The organism is Micromonospora sp. NPDC053740, assembly GCF_040677775.1.
In the GTDB taxonomy this organism is placed as follows: Bacteria; Actinomycetota; Actinomycetes; order Mycobacteriales; family Micromonosporaceae; genus Micromonospora; species Micromonospora alfalfae.
The window spans coordinates 71,658-93,707 of sequence record NZ_JBFASO010000012.1; the positions used below are offsets into that span (position 1 = coordinate 71,658).

The following is a 22,050-nucleotide window of genomic DNA, read 5'->3' on the forward strand; positions in this document are numbered from 1 at the left end:
AGGTGACACCGCCGACCAGGAGGAGGGGCGATGGCCTCGGACGAGTCTTCCGCCCAGCGTGAGCGGGAGCGTGATCCCGCCACCACGCCGGTCGGGCCCGACGCGGGCCCGGACAGCCCCACCGACCTGCCCGGCAGCGGCTGGAAGGCGGCGATGCGCCGGACGATCACCGAATTCCAGGACGACAGCCTGACCGACTGGGCCGCGGCGCTGACCTACTACGGGGTGCTGTCCATCTTCCCCGGCGTGCTGGTGCTGATCTCCCTGCTCGGCCTGCTCGGCGAGAGCGCCACCGAGGGCGTCAAGGACACGGTCAACCAGGCGGTGCCCAACGACAGCATCCAGAAGATCATCAACGAGGCGATCGGCACCGCGGACCGCAACGCCAGCCTCGCCAGCATCGCGGCGATCATCGGTCTGTTGGCCGCGTTCTGGTCCGCGTCCGGCTACATCGGCGCGTTCATGCGTGCGTCCAACACCATCTACGACGTGCCGGAAGGTCGGCCGATCTGGAAGACGCTGCCGATCCGGGCCGGTGTGACAGCGGTGATCGGCGTGCTGCTGCTGGTCTGCGCGGTGATAGTGGTCTTCACCGGCCGTCTCGCCGAATCGGTGGGTGATGTGATCGGCCTCGGCTCGACGGCGGTCGCGGTGTGGGACGTCGCGAAGTGGCCGGTGCTGCTGATCCTGGTCAGCCTGATGTTCGCGATCCTCTACTGGGCCTCGCCGAACGCGCGACACGGCGGCTTCCGCTGGGTCAGCCCGGGCGGGGTGCTGGCAGTGGTGATCTGGCTGGTGATCTCCGGCCTGTTCGCCTTCTACGTGAGCAACTTCGGTTCGTACGACAAGACGTACGGGACGCTCGCCGGGGTGATCATCTTCTTGGTCTGGCTCTGGCTGAGCAACATCGCGATCCTGCTGGGGGCGGAGTTCGACGCCGAGCTGGAGCGTGGCCGCGCCATCGCGGCCGGCCACGCTGTGGACGACGAGCCGTACGTCGAGCTGCGCGACGACCGCAAGCTCCGCAAGAAGCGCAACTCAGCCGGCCGCCGCTGACGGTCCCCGCACCAAACGCCCCGCCACCGAGGTTCGGCTGGCGGGGCGTTTGCGTGTCCGTCGATGGAACTGCGGGCGAGGGAGCGCGGGCCGTCCGTGATCCTTTACTTGATCGACTAGTAGCTTTTGTTCTTTCGGACAAAAGTTGGTCTCGGAACGGTTGAAGCTCTGGACAGGCGGCGTGGAACGCTCTTACTGTGTCGGACACAACACATCGGCATTGCGTCGATGTGAACGCTGCCAAAGAAGAGGGGGCCCCGGGTGCGCACCGTCGACCCCCTGCACGTGCGCCTGTTGCGGCTGCTCCGCGACGAGGGCGCCGTGTCCCGGGCCGAGCTGGGCGACCGGCTCCAGATGCCGCGTCCGCGCATGCTGGCCGAGCTGGATCGCCTGGTGACGCTGGGTTATGTGGCCGAGGCCGGGCTCGCCGCATCCCGAGGTGGGCGTCGCTCGACTCTTGTCGAGCTGAACCCGAAGCTGCGCTTCGCCGCCGTCGACCTCGGCGCCAGTTCGATGGACGTCGAGGTGGTCAACGGCCGCCTCGAACCGGTGGCCCACTACGCCGAGGCAGCCGACATCCGCAACGGCCCGAAGGTGACCCTGCAACGGGTCAACGAACTGCTGCACAAGGCCCGGGTCGACGGCGCGTACGAGCGACTGGACGCGGTCGGCATCGGCGTACCAGGCCCGGTCAGCTTCCGCGACGGCGTTCCGGTCTCACCACCGATCATGCCCGGCTGGGACCGGTTCCCGGTGCGTGAGCTGCTCAGCCGGGAGCACGGCTGCCCGGCGGTGGTCGACAACGACGTCAACATCATGGCGATCGGCGAGCGACACGGTGGGGTCGCGCACTCGGTGGACGACTTCCTCTTCGTGAAGATCGGCACCGGCATCGGGTGCGGCATCTACCTCACCGGCGAGGTCTACCGGGGCACCGACGGCTGTGCCGGCGACATAGGGCACATCCAGGTCGACTCGCACGGTCCGATGTGCTCTTGCGGCAACGTCGGCTGCCTGGAGGCGCTGTTCAGCGGTGCCGCGCTGGCCAAGGACGCCGCAGCCGCCGCCCGCAGTGGCACGTCGCCGGCGCTGGCCGAGCGGCTGGCGCTGCGGGGTGTCGTCACCGCGCTGGACGTCGCCGAGGGCGCCGTCGAGGGCGACGTGACCTGCATCCAGTTGATCCGGGACGGCGGACGGCGGGTCGGCGGAGTGCTCGCCGGCCTGGTCAGCTTCACCAACCCGTCCATGATCGTGATCGGTGGCGGGCTGGCCCAGCTGGGCCACATCCTGCTCGCCGAGATCCGCAGTGTGGTCTACCGCCGGTCGCTGCCGCTGGCCACCGGCAACCTTCCCGTCGTCCTGTCCGAGCTGGGCGGCCGTGCCGGTGTCACCGGCGCTGCGGTGCTCGCGAGCGACGTCGCCTTCGGGGAAGCCGCATGAAGCTGTTCGAGATTCCGTCGTGAGCGAGGAGGAGACTGTGGCTCTGCCCGAGGATGACCCCGCCACCGCGTCGGCCGAGGCCGTCGCCGAGGCGCCGCTGGTCGAGGCTCCCGCCGACACCGTCGCGGGCGAGGTGGTCCTGCGCCTCACCGATGTGGTGAAGACCTTTCCCGGCGTACGCGCGCTCGACGGCGTGCAGTTGGAGGTGCGTGCCGGCGAGGTGCACTGCCTGCTCGGGCAGAACGGCGCCGGCAAGTCCACTCTCATCAAGGTGCTCGCCGGGGTACACCAACCGGATTCCGGGCAGGTGGAGTGGCGCGGTGAGCCGGCCACGTTCGCCAACCCGCAGGCCGCCATGAAGGCGGGCATCGCCACCATCTACCAGGAGCTCGACCTCGTCGAGGATCTGTCGGTGGCGGAGAACGCGTTCCTGGGGCACGAGTACCGCAACTTCGGTTTCGTCCGGCGCGGCCGGATGGCCCGGCACACCCGCCAGATCCTCAGCCGGCTGGGCCACGGTGAGATTCCGCCGGGGCGGATGGTCCGGTCCCTGCCGGCGGCCGGCAAGCAGATCGTCAGCATGGCGCGGGCGCTGTCGCACGAGGCCCGACTGATCATCATGGACGAGCCGAGCGCGGTGCTGGCCCACGACGAGGTCGGCAACCTGTTCCGGATCATCCGAGAGCTGACCGCGCAGGGCATCGCCGTCATCTACATCTCCCACCGCTTGGAGGAGATCCGCGAGATCGGCGACCGGGTCACCGTACTCAAGGACGGCCGGACCACGGCGGCGAACCTGCCGGCGCGCGACACCCCGACCCGCGACCTGGTGAGCCGGATGACCGGCCGCACCATCGAGTACGTCTTCCCGGACCGGCCGACCGACGACTCCGCGGGTGCCGACCTGCTCCAGGTGCAGGGGTTGACCCGCACCGGCGAGTTCGCCGACGTGTCGCTGAACGTGCGTGCCGGGGAGATCGTCGGCATCGCGGGGCTGGTCGGCTCCGGTCGTTCCGAACTGCTGGAGACGATCTACGGTGCCCGCCTCCCGGAGGCCGGCACCGTGCAGATGGACGGAAAGGTCCTGCGCCCCGGTGTCGGCGCGGCGGTTCGCGCCGGCATGGGAATGGCCCCGGAGGAACGCAAGAGCCAGGCGCTGCTGCTCGGCGAGCCGATCTACCGCAACGTCACGCTGGCCACCTTCGGCCGGTACGCGCGGCTCGGCTTCACCAACGCCGCCAAGGAACGCGCCGAGGCGGACCGGATCGCGGAGACCCTTGAGCTGCGGCCCCGGGACGTCGACCGGCCGGTACGCACGCTGTCCGGCGGCAACCAGCAGAAGGTGGTGGTCGGGCGTTGGCTGCTCGGCGGCACCAAGTTGCTGCTTCTCGACGAGCCGACCCGGGGCGTGGACGTGGGCGCCCGGGCCGAGCTGTACCAGGTCATCCGGTCATTGGCCGCTCAGGGCGTGGGGGTGCTGCTGGTCTCCAGCGAGGTGCCCGAGGTGCTGGGTCTGGCCGACCGGGTGCTGGTGATGCGGGAAGGGCGGGTCGTCCGCGAAGCCGCGGCCGGCGAACTCGACGAGAACACTGTGCTTGACCTCGTGATGGCGGGGTCCTTGATGGAAGGCGCACCGGCATGAGCGACGCGACTCCCACTCCCACCGCGACACCGGAGCGCCCGCAGCTTCCGGCGCAGTCGCCGCCGGTGGACCCGGCGGAGACGGCGGTGGCCGATAACAAGGCAGGATCAGGGCGCAAGCTCTCCTGGTGGCGGGGTGACGGTGGCGACGGCGCCAAGCGCAACCTCGGCCTGATCGGGGTGCTGGCCGCGCTCATCGTGGTCGGCGCGATCACCAAGCCCGACCTGTACGGCGACCCGAACTGGGTCTGGAACAACGTCCTGGCCATCCTCCAGTTGGCCTCGGTCGTCGGCGTGGTCACCGTCGGGATGACCTTCGTGATCATCGGCGGTGGCATCGACCTGTCGGTCGGCGCGATCGTCGCGCTGGCCGGGGTCTGGTGCACCACTGTGGCCACCCAGAGCTACGGCGCCGGCGGCATGATCTTCACCGCCCTCGCTGTCGGCATCTGCGTCGGCCTCGTCAACGGTGTGCTCATCTCGTACGGGCGGCTGGTCCCCTTCATCGCGACGCTCGCGATGCTGGTGGCCGCGCGAGGGCTCGCGGCATCGATCTCCAACAAGCAGACGCAGGTGTCGAGCAGCACCTTCATCAACGACATCGCGGCGCGCAAGGTGATCGGGATCCCGATCCTGGTCTACATCCTCGGCGCTGTCGTGCTGGCCGGTTGGGTGGTGCTCAACCGCACGACCTTCGGCCGGCGGACCATCGCCGTCGGCGGTAACCCGGAGGCGGCGCGGCTGGCCGGCATCAACGTGCGGCGGCACACCATGCTGCTCTACGCGCTCTCCGGTCTCTGCTGCGGTATCGCCGCCATCATGCTCACCTCGCAGGCGACCTCGGCCCAGGCGGCGATGGCCAACCTGTACGAGTTGGACGCGATCGCCGCGGCGATCATCGGCGGGACGTTGCTCAGCGGCGGCCGGGGCACCATCGTCGGCTCGCTGCTCGGCGTCATCATCTTCGCCACCATCACGAACCTCTTCGCCATCAACGGCCTCTCCATCGAGGCGCAGAACATGGTCAAGGGCGGCATCATCGTCGCCGCCGTCCTGGTCCAGCAGTTCCAGTTCAAGTCCGTCACTCGGCTCCTCGCGCGGAACAGGGTCACCACCGCAACCTGACGCACCGCACCGTTGTCCTGGCGACGTCGAGAAACTCGACGGTGGCCGGGCCTCGCACACCCTCAATAAGTCAAATCCCGCTCCCAGGAGGTCATTAATGACCCAGCACAGTCGCGACCTGTCGCGCCGCCGGTTGCTCTTCGGTGGAGCCGCAGTGGGCGCTGCCACCCTCCTCACTGCCTGCACCAGCAACGAGACCCCGGCTGCCAGCACCCAGACCAAGGCCGCCGGAAACAGCGAAGGCAACAACGCCCCCGGCAAGAAGGTCGTCATCGGCTTCTCCGCCCCGGCCGCCGACCACGGCTGGATGGGCGCGATCCACGCCAACGCCAAGGCGCAGGCGGCTGCCTACTCGGACGTGGAGTTCAAGGAGGTCGACGGTGGGTCGAACTCCGAGGCCCAGCGCTCCACGCTCGGCACCCTGATCGCCCAGAAGCCGGACATCATCGTCGTGCTGCCGCACGACGGCAAGGAGGTCAACGCCGTTGCCCTCCAGGCGATGCAGGCGGGCATCCCGATCGTGAACCTCGACCGGGCGTTCCCCGACGCACTGGCCTCGCGGCTGGTCATCAAGGGCGACAACTACGGCATGGGCGTCTCGGCCGGGCACTACATCGGCAAGATGCTCAAGGACAAGGGCGTCGCCAACCCGATCATCGGTGAGATCGCCGGTCTGGAGATCCCGCTGACCGTCGAGCGCAGCGAGGGCTTCAAGGCCGCCCTGGCGACCTACGGGTTCACTGTGAAGAACCGTCGTTCGGCCGAGTTCACCTCGGACAGCGGCCAGCGCGAGGCGTCCCAGCTGCTCCAGGCGCTGCCGAAGATCGACGCCATCTGGAACCACGACGACGACCAGGGCATCGGTGTGCTCGCGGCCATCAAGCAGGCCAACCGGTCGGAGTTCTTCATGGTCGGCGGCGCGGGCTCCAAGCTCGCGATCGACGCCATCAAGGCCGACAACACCGTGCTGAAGGCCACTGTCACCTACAACCCGTCGATGGCCTCCTCGGCGGTCTCGCTCGCGCGGCTCATCGCGCAGGGTCGGGGCCTGGGCGACCTGACGGAGCTGCAGGTGCCCAAGGAAGTGACCCTGGCCTCGGAGACGATCACCAAGGAGAACGCGAGCAGCTACGACAAGCTCGGGTTCTGACATATCGGGGGGAGACCCACCTTGTCCACGACAGACAAAGAACTGCGGGTCGGCATGGTCGGCTACGCGTTCATGGGCGCCGCGCACTCACAGGCGTGGCGCACAGTGAACCGCGTCTTCGACCTGCCGGCGCGGGCCCGGATGGCGTTGATCTGCGGCCGAGACACAGCGAAGGTGGCTGACGCCGCCGACACACTCGGCTGGGACGCGTACACCACCGACTGGCGTGACCTGATCAACCGGGACGACATCGACGTAGTCGACATCTGCACCCCGGGCGACAGTCACGCCGAGATCGCTCTCGCCGCGTTGGCCGCAGGCAAGCACGTTCTGTGCGAGAAGCCGTTGGCCAACTCGGTGGAGGAGGCACGGGCGATGACCGCTGCTGCGGACGTCGCCCGGGCTGCCGGAGTGCGGTCGATGTGCGGGTTCAACTACCGCCGGGTCCCCGCGGTCACGATGATGCGCCAGTTGGTCGCCGACGGACGGCTCGGGGTGATTCGACACGTCCGTGCGACGTACCTGCAGGACTGGATCGTGGACCCGCAGTTCCCGCTGGTCTGGCGGTTGCAGAAGGACAGGGCGGGCTCCGGCGCGCTCGGTGACATCGGTGCGCACATCATCGACCTGACCCAGTTCGTCACGGGTCAGCGGATCAGCGGCGTCAGCGCGGTCACCGAGACCTTCGTCAAGGAGCGGCCGTTGCCGGCCGAGTCGAGCGGTCTGGCGGCTTCGGTGGACGGCCACGCGGCGCCCACCGGGACGGTCACCGTCGACGACGCCGCGGTCTTCGTGGCGCGACTCGACGGTGGCGCCCTGGCCACGTACGAGGCAAGTCGGTTCGCGACCGGCCGTAAGAACGCGCTGCGCGTCGAGATCAACGGCTCGCTGGGCAGTGTGGTCTTCGACCTGGAGCGCCTCAACGAGCTGGAGTTCTACGACGCGACCCGTCCGGCTGTGGAGCAGGGCTTCAGTCGCATCCTGGTGACCGAGGGCGAGCACCCGTACATGTCGGCGTGGTGGCCCCCGGGCCACATCATCGGCTACGAGCACTCGTTCACGCACGAGATGCGCGATTTCATCGAGGCGGTCGCCACCGGTGTCGACCCGACTCCCTCCTTCGCCGACGCGTTGCAGGTCCAGCTGGTGCTGGACGCGGTGGCCCGCTCGGCGGAGCTCGGCTCATCCTGGGCCGAGGTGGAACCGACGCTGACCGCGGCGGCCCTCTGACCATTGACCATCCGCGACGGCGGTGTTCGCACCGCCATCGCCCGACCGGCTTTCCGAAGTCGACCGGCGAGGGACCAGCCACGGATTGCGCCCCGTGGCCGGGACAGAGGTCGGCATCGGAGAGCGTGCAGCCGGGCCCCACGGCCCGGTGGCGCACGAGCAGGACGGTCGTCCGGTGCGACCGGACCGGGATTCCCCGGCCGCACCGGAGGACCGCCACCACCGGTGACCTCCGGAGGACCTGATGACACCGCCCGCCGCCGCCCCCACCCGTACCGCATCCGCTCGCCGGTTCCCGGCGGGTAGTGGTTCGGTCGGTGTTCCGGTGGGCGCGGCGGCCTGAGACGCCCGGCCGGGGCATGCCAATGCCCCGACCGGCCGGATGCGGGGGAGGCAGGGTCGAGACGCCGACCCGACCCTGCCTACCAGCCCCGTCTGCTCGCACCTGCCGGGATCCGGTCCGTCGTCGTCGCCGCCGACGCCGACGTCGGAAGCCGGTGCTGTTCCGGTGCGGGGCGAGCGGACGGGGCCCATCCACCCGGCCCGAAAACTTTACGAAACAAGGCCGTATCTTTCCGAAACATATTCTGATATTCCTATATTTAGCGGTACCGACGGTTCCTCGTGAATGGGGAAGGAGCACCATGCGAACAGGTGTCTGGCTGGTAGGAGCGCGCGGTTCCGTCGCGACCACCAGCATCGTCGGGGGGCTCGCGCTGCGGGCCGGCCTGGCCGGGCCCACCGGCTGCGTCACCGAGCTTCCCGAGCTGCGCGGCCCGGCCCTGCCGGCGTTCGCCGATCTGGTCTTCGGCGGACATGACCTGGCCACCACTCCGCTGTGCAAGCGCGCCGAGGCCCTCGCTGACGCCGGTGTCATCCCGTGGCGGCTGGTCGCGGCGCTCCGCGACGAGCTGGGCGTGGTCGAGCAGGAGCTGCGCCCGGCACCGGTCGGCGACACCCAGGCCGACCGGGCCGAGGCCGTGGTCCGCGACCTGATCAGCTTCCGCGAGCGGCACGAGTTGGACCGCGTCGTGGTGGTCAACGTCTCCGCCACCGAGCCGGCCCCTCGACCGCACCCCGCGCACGCCGACCCGGCCGCGCTACGCGCCGCCCTCGACGGTCCGGACGAGGTGCTGCCGGTCAGCTCTCTCTACGCGTACGCCGCAGTGCTCGCCGGCTGCCCGTACGTCGACTTCACCCCGTCCACCGGGCTGCGGCTGCCGGCGCTGGCCGCGCTGGCCGAGGAGGCCCGACTGCCGTACGCCGGGCACGACGGCAAGACCGGGGAGACCCTGGTCAAGTCGGTGCTCGCGCCGATGTTCGCGATGCGCAACCTGGCAGTGGGCTCCTGGTCCGGGGTCAACCTGCTCGGCGGTGGCGACGGCGCCACCCTCGCCGACCCGGCCGCGAACGCGGCGAAGGTGCAGAGCAAGCAGCGGGTGCTCGGCGAGACGCTGGGCTACGTCCCGCAGGGCGGCACCCGCATCGAGTACGTCGAGGAACTGGGCGACTTCAAGACCGCCTGGGATCTGATCACCTTCAGCGGATTCCTCGGCACCGGCATGCGGATGGAGTTCACCTGGCACGGCTGCGACTCCGCGCTGGCCGCGCCGCTGGTGCTCGACCTGGCCCGACTCACCGCCGCCGCGCACGCCGCCGGGCAGGTGGGGCCGCTGGCCGACCTGGGCTTCTTCTTCAAGGACCCGCTGGGCACGCCGACCCACTCGCTGGGCGAGCAGTGGGCCCGGCTGACCACCTTCACCCGGCAACTGCACGACGGCGGGGACGGTGACCATGGCAACGTTGGCTGATCTCGCCGAGCTGGTCCGGGCGCCAGCCGCGCTCTCGGTGCCCGGTGACGTGATCGCCGGGGCCGCGGCGGCCGGCGCGTTGAGCCCGCGTACCCCGGCCCTGGCTGGCGCCTCGGTGCTGCTCTACTGGGCCGGCATGGCCGCCAACGACTGGGCCGACCGGCGTCTGGACGCCGAGGAACGGCCCGAGCGGCCGATCCCGAGCGGGCGGGTCAGCCCCGCCGCCGCCGTCGGTCTCGCGGCGGGCCTCACGGCCGCCGGGGTGGGCCTGGCCGCCGCCGTGGGCGGTCGCCGCGCCGCCGCGCTCGCCGTGCCGCTGGCCGCCACCATCTGGGGGTACGACCTGCTGGCCAAGAACACCGCCGCCGGCCCGGCCGTGATGGCCGCCTGCCGAGGGCTGGACGTGCTGCTCGGCGCGTCCGGCGGCCGGATGACCCGGGCGTTGCCGGCGGCTGCCACAGTCGCCGCGCACACCTGGACGGTCACCGCGCTGTCCCGCCGGGAGGTCACCGGCGCCGACGCCACCCTGCCGATGCGTACCCTCGCCGGCACCGCGCTGGTCGCCGCCAGTGCCGCCGTCGCCGTGCCGGGCGCCCGACGCGCAGCCTTCCGAACGACGAACCAGACCGGGGCCACCGACCGGGCCGAGACCGTCGACGGGACCGGCGTGCGCGCTGGTCGCAGCCGATCGGCCACGATCGCGGCGGCGCTGCCCGCAGTGCTGGCCGGCTGGTACGCCGCCCGGTACGGCGCGGCTCAGGCCGAGGTCGTCCGGGACCCGTCGGCCGGGCGGGTCCGCGCGGCCGTCGGCGCCGGGATCACCGGGTTGCCGGCCCTCCAGGGAGCCCTGACCGCACGGGGTGGAGCGGGTCTGCTCGGGGTGGCCGTCGCGGCGGCCGCGCCGCTGGGTCGACGGCTGGCCCGGAAGGTCTCACCGACATGAGCGTCCCCGAGCCCCGGCCCGGTGCGTCGGCAGTCGACGCCACCACGCTGCGCCTCGGGTACGGCACCAACGGCTTCGCCAACCACCGCCTCGACGACGCGCTCGCCGTCATCGCCGACCTCGGCTACGACGGTGTGGCGCTCACCCTGGACCACGACCACCTGGACCCGTTCGCGCCCGGGCTCACCCGCCGGGTCGCAGCGGTCGGTCGACGGTTGGAGTCGCTGGGTCTGGCGGTGGTCATCGAAACCGGTGCCCGCTACCTGCTCGACCCGTGGCAGAAGCACGCCCCGACGTTGCTGCACGACGACCCGACCCGGCGGATCGAGTTCCTGCGCCGGGCCGTGCGGATCGGTGCCGACCTGGGCGCGGAGGCGGTCTCGTTCTGGGCCGGTGTCCGACCCGAGGCGGTGTCACAGCAGTGCGCCTGGGACCGGTTGGTGGCCGGCTGCGCCACAGTGGTCGACGCGGCCGACAGCGCCGGGGTCACAGTCGGCTTCGAACCGGAGCCGGGCATGTTGGTGCAGGACATCGCGGACTGGCGTCGGTTGCACGCCGCTCTCGGCAACCCGGCCCGTTGCGGCATCACCCTCGACATCGGCCACTGCCGGTGCCTGGAGCCCTGGCCGGTGCCGCAGTGCGTCGCCGAGGTGGCCGACCACCTGGTCAACGTGCAGATCGACGACATGCGCCGAGGCGTGCACGAGCACCTGGAGTTCGGCGTCGGCGAGATCGACTTTCCGCCGGTGCTGGCCGCCCTGGCCGAGGCCGGCTACCGCGGCCTGGTCGCCGTCGAGTTGCCCCGCGACTCGCACGCCGCACCAGACGTGGCCGCCCGGTCCATCGAATTCCTGCGCGCCGCGGCGGCCACCTCGACAAGCGGTGACCGTCGGCGGCAAGAGGTGCCTGCCGGCGTCCTTTGCTCTGCTTCAACGGACGCAACAGATCCGGCCACCGACCGTCGCGTGGAGTGAAGCAGAGCAAAGGACGCGCTCGGGCACCTACGGAGCCGCACAGCAGCACGAGGGAGGAGACGGGATGACACCGGATTCACTACGGGCCGCGCTGGGAGGCGTACCCGATCCCGATTGGCTGGACACGGCGCTGCGCCGGGTCACCACCGAGCCCACCGCGATCACCCGGCTCTTTCCCGCCGTCGGCCGACGCTGCGGGCGGGCCGCGCTGCCCGACGCCCCCGGCTGGACCGCCGACGACGCGGCCCGGGTGCTGCTGCTCACCAGCCTCCCCGGCGAGCACGCCGCGTACGCCGAGCGCCTCTACCAGCACGGTGACGCGGCCGAACGACGAGCCGTGCTGCGCGCCCTGCCGCTGCTGCCAATCGGCGCCGACGGGGTTCCGTTGCTGCACGACGCGATCCGGACCAACGACACCCGGCTGGTCGCCGCCGCGCTCGGCCCGTACGCCCGGCACCTCGACCAGGCCGCCTGGCGGCAGGCGGTGCTCAAGTGCGTGTTCAGCGGCGTCCCCCTGGCCAACGTGGCCGATCTGGACGCCCGGGCCGACAGCGAGCTGACCGCGATGCTGGCCGCGCTTGCCGCCGAACGGCACGCCGCCGGCCGGGAGTTGCCCGCCGACGCCAACGACCTGCTCCACCGGCTCACCGCCGCACTGCCCCGGGAGGCGTGAATGCGCATCTTCGACCCCCACATCCACATGACCTCACGCACCACCGACGACTACGAACGGATGGCCGCCGCCGGAGTGCGCGCGGTGGTGGAGCCGGCGTTCTGGCTGGGTCAGCCGCGCACCAGCGCCGCCTCGTTCACCGACTACTTCGACTCGTTGATCGGCTGGGAGCCGTTCCGGGCTGGGCAGTTCGGGGTGCGCCACTTCGCCACCATCGCCCTGAACCCCAAGGAAGCCAACGACCCGCGCTGCCGGCCGGTCCTCGACCTGCTGCCCCGCTACCTGGACAAGGACGCGGTGGTGGCGGTCGGCGAGATCGGGTACGACTCGATGACGCCCGAGGAGGACGAGGCGTTCGCTGCGCAGCTCGCCCTCGCTGTGGCGTACGACCTGCCGGCGCTGGTGCACACCCCGCACCGGGACAAGGCGCGCGGCTGCGAGCGGACCCTCGCCGTGGTCGCCGAGTCCGGCATCGACGCGGGTCGGGTGGTGGTCGACCACCTCAACGAGGTGACTGTGAAGCTGGTCCGCGACAGCGGCTGCTGGCTGGGTTTCTCCATCTACCCGGACACCAAGATGACGCCGCAGCGGATGGTCGAGTTGCTGCGGGAGTACGGCACGGAACGGATGCTGGTCAACTCGGCAGCCGACTGGGGTCGCTCCGACCCGCTGCTGACCCGGGCCACCGGCGAGGCGATGCTCGCGGCCGGCTTCAGCGACGACGACGTCGACCAGGTGCTGTGGCGAAACCCGGTGGAGTTCTACGGTCAGTCGGGGCGGCTCGACCTCAGCGACCTGGACGCAGCCGCTGCCGTGGACCCGCAGACCGGCAACTCGATCCTGCGCGGCGGCAGCTGATGCGGCTGCGACATTCCGGCGGCGAGACCGTCCACCTGAGCTACTGCACGAACGTGCACCCGGCCGAGGACCTGGCCGGCATCCTCGGTCAACTGGACACCTACGCGGTGCCGGTCCGCGAGACGCTCGGCAGCGACCTGCTCGGGCTCGGCCTGTGGCTGGCCGCTCCGGTCGCCGCCGAGCTGGCCGCCGACCCGACGCTACGCCGCCGGTTGCGCATCGAACTGGACGCGCGCGGCCTGGAGGTGGTCACCCTCAACGGCTTCCCGTACGCGGCCTTCCAGGCCCCGGTGGTCAAGCAGGACGTGTACCACCCGGACTGGACCACCGAGCAGCGCCTGACCTACACCCTCAACCTGGCCCGGGTGCTCGCCGACCTGCTGCCCGACGACGCCGCCCGAGGTTCGATCTCCACGCTGCCGCTGGCCTGGCGTCAACCGTGGGACACCGGCCGGGCCGACGCGGCCCGACGCCGACTGGACCAGCTCGCCGCCGGCCTGGCCGACGTGCAACAGGACACCGGCCGTGAGGTGCGCGTCGCCTTCGAGCCGGAGCCCGGCTGTGTGGTGGAGAGCACCGGTCAGGCGGCCGAGCTGCTGTCCGGGATGGACACCGAACGCCTGGGTGTCTGCGTCGACCTGGCCCACCTGGCCTGCGCCTGGGAGGAGCCGGCCGAGGCGCTGCACCGACTGCGGGCGGCCGGACTGCCGGTGGTGAAGGTGCAGGTCTCAGCCGCTGTCGAGGCCGCCGACCCGGAGGGCGGGGCCGAGGCGTTGCGCCGCTGGGTGGAGCCGCGCTTCCTGCACCAGACCCGGGGCGCCGGTTGCGCCGGCCTGGCCGACCCGGCCGACCCGACGTACGCGGCCGACGACCTGGACGAGGCGCTGGACCGGGCGCTGCCCGGGCCGTGGCGGGTGCACTACCACGTGCCGCTGCACGCCCCACCCGAGGAGCCGCTCGGCTCGACCCTGCCGGTGCTCCGCGCGGCCCTGAGAGCGCTCTTCGACGGCCCGACCGCCGGCTGCGACCACCTCGACGTCGAGACGTACACCTGGGGGGTGCTGCCGGCCGCCCGACGGCCCGGCACCGACGCGGAGCTGGCCGCCGGCATCGCCGCGGAGCTGGCCTTCGCCCGGGACGAACTGGTCGGCCTCGGCCTGACCGCAGAGCGAAACGTGACTATGGGAGTGACGCGATGAGCCGGCGACTGGTGGTCCTCGACGTGGTGGGGTTGACCCCCCGACTACTGGCGCACATGCCTCGACTGCGGGGGGTCGCCGACGGCGGCTTCCGGGCCGAGCTGGGCACCGTGCTGCCCGCCGTGACCTGCTCGGTGCAGTCCACCTTCCTCACCGGCGAGCAGCCCAGCGGGCACGGGATCGTCGGCAACGGTTGGTACTTCCGGGAGCTGGGCGAGGTGCTGCTGTGGCGGCAGCACAACGCGCTGGTCGGCGGGGACAAGCTCTGGCAGGCCGCCCGCCGGGCCGAACCCGGCTACACGGTGGCCAACGTCTGCTGGTGGTACGCAATGGGCGCCGACGTCAACTGGACGGTGACGCCACGCCCGGTCTACTACGCCGACGGGCGCAAGGAGCCGGACTGCTACACCGATCCGCCGGAGCTGCACGACGCGCTCACCGGGCGGCTGGGCACCTTCCCGCTCTTCACCTACTGGGGGCCGACGGCCGGGTTGCCCTCGTCGCGGTGGATCTGCCAGGCGGCCGAGCAGATCCTCGCCGACGTGTCACCCGACCTGACCCTGGTCTACGTCCCGCACCTGGACTACGACCTGCAACGCTTCGGTCCCTCGTCGGCCGAAGCCGCCGCGGCGGCAGCCGAGCTGGACGCGGTGCTCGGCCCGCTCCTGGACGCCGCCCGGGCCCGGGACGCCACAGTGGTGGTGCTGTCGGAGTACGGCATCACCGACGTGTCCCGGCCGGTGGACGTCAACCGGTTGCTGCGCGCCGAGGGCCTGTTGCGGGTGCACACCCAGGCGGGCATGGAGTACCTCGACCCGTGGACGTCGAAGGCGTTCGCTGTCGCCGACCACCAGATCGCGCACGTCTACGTCAAGGATCCGGCCGACGTTCCGGCGGTGGCGAAACTCTGCGCCAACCTGCCCGGGGTGGCCGAGGTGCTCGACGCCGAGGGCAAGGCCGCACACGGGCTGGACCATCCGCGCGCCGGTGAGCTGGTGCTGGTGGCCGAGCCGGACGCCTGGTTCACCTACTACTACTGGCTGGACGACGCCCAGGCGCCGGACTTCGCCAGGCTCGTGGAGATTCACCGGAAGCCGGGCTACGACCCGGCCGAGTTGTTCTTCGACCCGGCGAACCCCGGTGCCGCGAAGGCCCGCGCCGGGGTCGCCCTGGCCCGCAAGAAGCTCGGCATGCGGTACCTGATGAGCGCGGTCGGGCTCGATGCCGGGGCGCGGGCGGTGCGGGGCTCGCACGGGCGGCTGCCGGACGACCCGGCGGACGGCCCGGTGCTGCTCTGCTCCGACCCGACCGCTGCCCGGGACAAGATCGCGGCGACCGAGGTCAAGGCGCTGCTGCTGGAGCTGGCCGGGTTGAGCCCCGGCGGTGCCGGCGCGTCGGGGGAGGGCTCATGACGGTCACTGTCGCGCCCACCGACGCCAGCGAGCTGCGGGCGCGCTTCGACGCGGAGCTGGCCGGGTTTCTCAGCCGGCAGGGCCCGGACTGGCCGGACGGGGCGCCGCGGGGCGTTTTCACCGCGCTGCAACGGTTCGTGCTGGCCGGTGGCAAACGGTTGCGCCCGCTCTTCTGTTACTGGGGCTGGCGCGGCGCGGGGGCGGCCGACGGCACCCCGATCGTGGTGGCCGCGGCGGCCCTGGAGCTGTTCCACGCGTTCGCGCTGATCCACGACGACATCCTGGACGGCAGCGACCGCCGCCGGGGTGAGCCGTCGGTGCACCGGCTCTTCGCCGACCTGCACGCCCGCTCGTCGTGGCGCGGTGACCCCGAGGCGTACGGCCGCAACACGGCGCTGCTCTGCGGGGACCTCTGTGCGGCCTGGTCGGATCAGATGTTCCACGAGTGCGGGCTGAGCACCGAGCAGGTGCACCGGGGGTACGGCGTGTTCGCGCTGATGCGTACCGAGGTGATCGCGGGGGAGTACCTGGACCTGGTCTCCGGCGTGGGTGACGGCTCGGTGGCCAGCGCCCTCACCGTGATCCGGATGAAGGCTGCCCGGTACACGGTCACCCGGCCGTTGCAGATCGGTGCGGCCCTGGCCGGCGCGGAGCAGGAGCTGATCTCCGCGTTGGGCGAGTTCGGTGACCCGCTAGGTGACGCGTTCCAGCTCCGCGACGACGTCCTGGGCGTGTTCGGTGACCCGGCGGTGACCGGGAAGTCGGTCCTGGACGACCTGCGTGAGGGCAAGCCCACCGTGATGATGGCGCTGGCCCGTAGCGCCGCCGATCGGACGCAGACCATCCGGCTGCGGGAGCTGTTCGGCAACCCGGCCTTGGACGCCGAGGGCGCGGCGGAGCTGCGCGACATCATCGAGGCGACCGGTGCGCGGAAGCGGATCGAGCAGATGATCCGGGTCCGGACCGAGGCCGCGCTCTCCGCCCTGCAGAACGCCATGGTGGCCGATGAGGCCCGCGCGGCCCTGGTTGCGCTGGCCGGGCAGGCGATCGACCGACGCGCCTGACCGGCGACTTTCGATCAAATCGACAAAAGTTGATGCTGAACCGCCGGAAGGTATGGACACATCGACACGTGCGACTTAGTGTCGTGACCAACACGACAATGTTTCGTCGAGGTGAACCGGCGGCGCGGTAACCCATCGACCCCCCTCACCGCTACGGCATCCGGCGCGACGGCGCGCGCCCGGCCTGGCATTCACACGTCAGGAAGGGACAGCACAGATGTCCATGAAGGACGCTCCCAGACAACGGTCCCGACGATGGTTCTCCGCCGGATCCGCGCTGCTGCTGGCGGTCGCCGCCGGCACGGTCACCTTCGCCGCCGGCTCGGCCCCCGCCCAGGCACACACGATCGTCGCCAGCGACTTCCAGCAGGTCGAGCTGGCTCGTGGCGTGACCGACATGGGTGAGCCGATGTCGCTGGCGGTGCTGCCGGACCGCTCGGTCCTGCACACCGCCCGCAACGGCACCCTGCGCCGCACCGACGCCAACGGCACCACCTCCGTGGTCGGCACCCTGTCGGTCTACTCGCACGACGAGGAGGGGTTGCAGGGCGTCGGGGTCGACCCGGGCTTCGCCAGCAACCGCTACATCTACCTCTACTACGCCCCGCCGCTCTCCACCCCCGGCGGCGACGCGCCGGCCACCGGCACCGACTTCTCGGCCTGGAACGGCGTCAACCGGCTCTCCCGGTTCACCCTCAACGCGGACTTCACGCTCAACCAGTCCAGCAAGGTCGACGTGCTCGACGTCCCGGCCAGCCGGGGCGTGTGCTGCCACGTCGGTGGGGACATCGACTTCGACGCCGCCGGCAACCTCTACCTGTCCACCGGCGACGACACCAACCCGTTCGAGTCGTCCGGCTACTCGCCGCTGGACGAGCGGACCAACCGCAACCCCGCGTACGACGCGCAGCGCAGCGCCGGCAACACCAACGACCTGCGCGGCAAGATCCTGCGGATCAAGGTGAACGCCAACGGCACGTACTCCATCCCGTCGGGCAACCTGTTCGCCCCCGGCACGGCCAAGACCCGGCCGGAGATCTACGCGATGGGGTTCCGCAACCCGTTCCGGATCAGCGTGGACAAGGCCACCGGGGTGGTCTACGTCGGTGACTACGGGCCGGACGCCGGCTCCACCAGCTCCACCCGCGGGCCGTCCGGCCAGGTGGAGTTCAACAGGGTCGCGGCACCGGGCAACTACGGCTGGCCGTACTGCACCGGCACCAACACCAGCACCGAGACGTACAACGAGTTCGACTTCGCGACCAGCGCCAGCGGCGCGAAGTACAACTGCACCGGCGGGCCGACCAACAACTCGTTCCGCAACACCGGCCTGACCACCCTGCCGCCGGCCCAGCCGGCCTGGATCCGGTACGCCGGCGACGCCGGCACCCCGACCGAGTTCGGCGGCGGCTCCGAGTCGCCGATGGGCGGCCCGGTCTACCGGTACAACGCCTCGTCGACCTCCACCACCAAGTTCCCGCAGTCGTTCGACGGGCAGTTCTTCGCCACCGAGTTCGGCCGGGGCTGGATCAAGCCGATCCACGTCAACTCCGATGGCTCCCGGGGCGCCATCGACACCTTCCCCTGGGTCGGCAAGCAGGTGATGGACTCGGCGTTCGGCCCGGACGGCGCGTACTACGTGCTCGACTACGGCACCGGCTACTTCAACGGTGACGCCAACTCGGCGCTCTACCGCTTCGACTACGTCGGCGGCGGCAACCGGGCGCCCACCGCGAAGGCCAGCGCCAACCGCACCTCCGGCGCCGCCCCGCTCGCTGTGACCTTCTCCTCGGCCGGCTCGTCCGACCCCGAGGGCGGCACGTTGACCTACGCGTGGGCGTTCGGTGACGGGACCACCTCGACCGCCGCCAACCCGACGAAGACCTACAGCGCCAACGGCACCTACACCGCCACGCTGACCGTGCGGGACCCGCAGGGCGCCACCGGCAGCAGCAGCGTGCAGATCAGCGTCGGCAACACCGCGCCCACGGTCACGATCAACAACCCGGGCAACGGTCAGCTGTTCGGCTTCGGGGACACCGTGGCGTACAGCATCACGGTGACCGACCCGGAGGACGGCACCATCGACTGCACGAAGGTCAAGATGACCTACGTGCTCGGCCACGACCAGCACGGGCACCAGATCACCTCGAAGACCGGCTGCTCGGGCTCGATCACCATCCCGGTCGACGGTGAGCACGACGACGCGGCGAACATCTTCGCGATCTTCGACGCGGAGTACACCGACGCCGGTGGGCTGACCACGCACACCCAGCACACGCTGCCGCCCCGGCACCGCCAGGCCGAGTTCTACGGCACCTCGTCGGGGATCAACGTGTTCAGCAAGACCCCGGCCGAGGGCGGCAAGACCGTCGGCGACATCAACAACGGCGACTGGATCGCGTTCCAGCCGTACCGGCTGGGCAACGTGACCTCGTTCAACGCCCGGGTCTCCTCGGCGGGCGCCGGTGGCACCCTCCAGGTCCGGGCCGGTTCGGCCACCGGCACGGTGCTCGGCTCGGCCACGGTGCCGGTGACCGGCGGCTGGGAGACCTTCACCACGGTCAGCGGGACGATCAGCAACCCGCCGACCGGCACGACCACGCTCTACCTGACCTTCGCCGGGTCGGGCACCGGCGCGCTCTACGACCTGGACGCCTTCACCTTCGTCACCGGGACGCCCCCGGCCGGTGGGGCCGGGGCGATCAAGGGCCTCGGCGGCAAGTGCCTGGACGTGCGCAACGCCGCCACCGCCGACGGCACGCAGATCCAGATCTACACCTGCAACGGCAGTGCCGCGCAGACCTGGGCGGTCACCCCCAACTCCACGATCAAGTCGTTGGGCAAGTGCCTGGACGTGTCGGGTGGTGCCACCGCCGACGGCACCAAGATCCAGCTCTGGACCTGCAACGGGACCGCCGCCCAGAACTGGGCGGCCCAAGCCGACGGCACGCTCCGCAACACGTCGTCGGGCAAGTGCCTCGACGTCTCCGGCAACAGCTCCGCTGACAGCACGGTGGTCCATCTCTGGACCTGCACCGCCGCCGCCAACCAAAAGTGGACCCTGCCCTGAGCTGGCGGGAGGGGCCCTTCGACAACGCCTAGTGTGATGCGAGGGGCCCCTCCTAACCGCAATTAGGAGAGCGATATGCGCAGACGCCTGCGACCCGTCCTCGGTGCGGCCATGGCCGCACTCGCCGTCATCGCCTGTACCACCCCGGCCACCCCGGCCAGCGCCGCCGACGCCCCGTACGACGTGCTGGTCTTCTCCAAGACCGCCGGTTTCCGGCACGACGCGATCCCGGTCGGCATCCAGACCATCCGCGACCTGGGCGCAGCGAACAACTTCACGGTCACCGCGACCGAGGACGCCGCCGCGTTCACCACGAGCAACCTCAACCAGTACGAGGCGGTCGTCTTCCTCAACACCACCGGCGACGTGCTCAACGCCAGCCAGCAGACCGCCTTCGAGTCGTACATCGGCTCCGGCCGCGGATACGTGGGTGTGCACGCCGCAGCCGACACCGAGTACGACTGGCCGTTCTACGGCAACCTCGTGGGGGCGTGGTTCGCCTCGCACCCCGCGATCCAGCAGGCCAACATGAAGGTGGAGGACCGGGGCCACGCGGCCACCGGGCACCTGCCGCAGACCTGGACCCGCACCGACGAGTGGTACAACTACCGCACCAACGCCCGGTCGAGCGCCCACGTGCTGGCCACCCTGGACGAGTCGTCGTACTCCGGCGGCGGGATGGGCGCCGACCACCCGCTGAGCTGGTGCAAGAGCTACAGCGGTGGCCGGTCCTTCTACACCGGCGCGGGGCACACCCAGGCGTCGTACGCGGAGTCCGGGTTCCGGAACCACCTGCTCGGCGGCATCCGGTACGCCTCCGGTCGGAGCAAGGCCGACTGCCGGCCCGAGACCGGCTACACCCCGCTGTTCAACGGCTCGACGGCCGGCTGGTCACAGGCCGGCCCGGGCAGCTTCACCAACACCGACGCCACCCTGACCTCGGTCGGCGGCATGGGGCTGTACTGGTACAACGCCAAGCAGTTCACCAACTACTCGCTGAAGCTGGACTGGAAGCTGGCCGGTGACGACAACTCCGGCATCTTCATCGGGTTCCCACCGTCGAGTGACCCGTGGTCGGCGGTGGACAACGGTTACGAGATCCAGATCGACGCCACCGACGCGGCCGACCGCACCACCGGCGCGGTCTACACCTACAAGTCCGCCGACATCGCCGCCCGCGACGCGGCGCTGAACGCGCCGGGGGAGTGGAACACGTACGAGCTGCTGGTCGAGGGCGAGCGGCTACAGATCTTCCTCAACGGGGTGAAGATCAACGACTTCACCAACACCAACCCGGTCCGTTCGTTGGCCGGTCACATCGGCATCCAGAACCACGGCACCGGTGACGACGCCTCCTTCCGCAACATCCGGATCAAGGAGCTGGGCACCACGCCGCCGCCCACCGGCACGATCCAGGCCGAAGCGTTCAGCTCGGCCAACGGTGTCTCCGCGTTCACCAAGGCGGGCGCCAACGGTGGGCAGACCGTCGGCTACATCGACCCGGGCGACTGGGCCGCGTACAACGGGGTCAACCTGGCCGGGGTCACCTCGTTCACGGCCCGGGTCGTCTCCGGTGGCGCGGGTGGCGCCATCCAGGTGCGCACCGGTTCGGCCACCGGCCCGGTGCTCGGCACCGTCGCGGTGCCCAACACCGGCAGTTGGACGACCTTCGCCAACGTCTCCACGGCGCTGTCAAACGTCCCGTCCAGCACCCAGAACCTCTACCTCACCTTCACCGGTAGCGGCACTGGGCTCTTCGACCTGGACGACTTCACCCTGGTCAAGGGCACCGGCGGGGGCACCGGTGTCGGCCCGATCAAGGGTCTCGCCGGCAAGTGCCTGGACGTGCGCAACGCCGGCACCGCCGACGGCACCCAGATCCAGCTCTACACCTGCAACGGCAGCACGGCGCAGACCTGGACCGTGACGCCGAACTCGACGATCAAGGCGCTCGGCAAGTGCCTGGACGTCAACGGCAGCGGCACCGCCGACGGCACCAAGATCCAGCTCTGGACCTGCAACGGCAGTGGCGCACAGAACTGGGCCGCCGCGTCCGACGGCACCCTGCGCAACCCGTCGTCGGGCAAGTGCCTGGACGTCTCCGGCAACAACTCCGCCGACAGCACCGTCGTGCACCTCTGGACCTGCCTCAACGCGGCCAACCAGAAGTGGACCCTGCCCTGACCGACTAGTGCTGGAGGGGTCGACGCTCACGTCGTCGGCCCCTCCCGGCACCCGGCCCGAGTGCCGACGAAGCCCGGCCGGCGTGCCCCGGCGGCCGTCGCGACGACGCGGGTCAGCAAGCGGTGTCCCTCACGAGCGTGATGCCTCTGAGTCATCTTGATGATTCAGAGGCATCACGCTCGCACTGATTCGTCCGCCGACCCGCGGACACCCGCGG

16 protein-coding genes are annotated in these 22,050 nt (G+C 70.8%); all 16 read left to right on the forward strand.

All coding sequences use genetic code 11. The annotated features are described in order from the left end of the window. Positions 1–30: 30 nt before the first annotated feature. The 16 genes from AB0K35_RS27450 (at position 31) to AB0K35_RS27525 (ending at position 21,833) form a co-directional block, all read left to right on the forward strand. Positions 31–1,056 carry a YihY/virulence factor BrkB family protein gene (locus tag AB0K35_RS27450; RefSeq protein WP_363888752.1) on the forward strand — a complete coding sequence of 342 codons (1,026 nt, stop codon included), beginning with the start codon at positions 31–33 and terminating at the stop codon, positions 1,054–1,056. Between the two features lie 261 nt (positions 1,057–1,317). After that, a complete protein-coding gene (locus AB0K35_RS27455) occupies positions 1,318–2,496 on the forward strand; it encodes an ROK family protein (RefSeq protein ID WP_124819665.1) in 1,179 nt (392 codons plus the stop codon). Between the two features lie 133 nt (positions 2,497–2,629). Continuing rightward, positions 2,630–4,138, forward strand: coding sequence for a sugar ABC transporter ATP-binding protein (locus AB0K35_RS27460; RefSeq protein ID WP_238670412.1), 1,509 nt, complete (start codon positions 2,630–2,632; stop codon positions 4,136–4,138). After that, positions 4,135–5,262: an ABC transporter permease gene (locus tag AB0K35_RS27465; RefSeq protein ID WP_238670345.1), complete on the forward strand. Its 1,128-nt coding sequence runs from the start codon at positions 4,135–4,137 to the stop codon at positions 5,260–5,262. The genes AB0K35_RS27460 and AB0K35_RS27465 overlap by 4 nt, the downstream gene beginning before the upstream one ends. Before the next feature lie 97 nt (positions 5,263–5,359). After that, the gene (locus AB0K35_RS27470) at positions 5,360–6,412 is read left to right on the forward strand and encodes a substrate-binding domain-containing protein (RefSeq protein ID WP_238670344.1); all 1,053 of its coding nucleotides are present in this window, start codon (positions 5,360–5,362) and stop codon (positions 6,410–6,412) included. Between the two features lie 21 nt (positions 6,413–6,433). Next, a complete protein-coding gene (locus tag AB0K35_RS27475; RefSeq protein ID WP_238670343.1) occupies positions 6,434–7,642 on the forward strand; it encodes a Gfo/Idh/MocA family oxidoreductase in 1,209 nt (402 codons plus the stop codon). Between the two features lie 644 nt (positions 7,643–8,286). Further along, the gene (locus AB0K35_RS27480) at positions 8,287–9,453 is read left to right on the forward strand and encodes an inositol-3-phosphate synthase (protein WP_363888758.1); all 1,167 of its coding nucleotides are present in this window, start codon (positions 8,287–8,289) and stop codon (positions 9,451–9,453) included. Then, a complete protein-coding gene (locus tag AB0K35_RS27485) occupies positions 9,437–10,396 on the forward strand; it encodes an SCO3242 family prenyltransferase (protein ID WP_238670341.1) in 960 nt (319 codons plus the stop codon). The genes AB0K35_RS27480 and AB0K35_RS27485 overlap by 17 nt, the downstream gene beginning before the upstream one ends. Continuing rightward, positions 10,393–11,370 (forward strand): sugar phosphate isomerase/epimerase family protein, encoded by a 978-nt coding sequence (locus tag AB0K35_RS27490; protein ID WP_363888761.1) that lies wholly within the window; start codon positions 10,393–10,395, stop codon positions 11,368–11,370. The genes AB0K35_RS27485 and AB0K35_RS27490 overlap by 4 nt, the downstream gene beginning before the upstream one ends. A gap of 64 nt (positions 11,371–11,434) precedes the next feature. Then, positions 11,435–12,043: an EboA domain-containing protein gene (locus tag AB0K35_RS27495; protein ID WP_357361764.1), complete on the forward strand. Its 609-nt coding sequence runs from the start codon at positions 11,435–11,437 to the stop codon at positions 12,041–12,043. Then, positions 12,044–12,901, forward strand: coding sequence for a TatD family hydrolase (locus AB0K35_RS27500; RefSeq protein ID WP_238670338.1), 858 nt, complete (start codon positions 12,044–12,046; stop codon positions 12,899–12,901). After that, entirely contained in the window at positions 12,901–14,100 is a 1,200-nt protein-coding gene (gene eboE / locus AB0K35_RS27505) for a metabolite traffic protein EboE (protein WP_363888766.1), read from the forward strand. Before AB0K35_RS27500 ends, eboE begins: the two co-directional genes overlap by 1 nt. Beyond that, complete coding sequence (locus AB0K35_RS27510) at positions 14,097–15,512, forward strand: nucleotide pyrophosphatase/phosphodiesterase family protein (RefSeq protein ID WP_363888768.1); 1,416 nt, start codon at positions 14,097–14,099, stop codon at positions 15,510–15,512. Before eboE ends, AB0K35_RS27510 begins: the two co-directional genes overlap by 4 nt. Continuing rightward, complete coding sequence (locus AB0K35_RS27515; RefSeq protein WP_363888771.1) at positions 15,509–16,576, forward strand: polyprenyl synthetase family protein; 1,068 nt, start codon at positions 15,509–15,511, stop codon at positions 16,574–16,576. Before AB0K35_RS27510 ends, AB0K35_RS27515 begins: the two co-directional genes overlap by 4 nt. Positions 16,577–16,793: 217 nt before the next feature. Continuing rightward, positions 16,794–19,649, forward strand: a complete 2,856-nt coding sequence (locus AB0K35_RS27520) for a PQQ-dependent sugar dehydrogenase (protein WP_363888774.1) — start codon at positions 16,794–16,796, stop codon at positions 19,647–19,649. A gap of 75 nt (positions 19,650–19,724) precedes the next feature. After that, positions 19,725–21,833, forward strand: a complete 2,109-nt coding sequence (locus tag AB0K35_RS27525; protein WP_238670333.1) for a ThuA domain-containing protein — start codon at positions 19,725–19,727, stop codon at positions 21,831–21,833. The last annotated feature ends 217 nt before the right edge of the window (positions 21,834–22,050 follow it).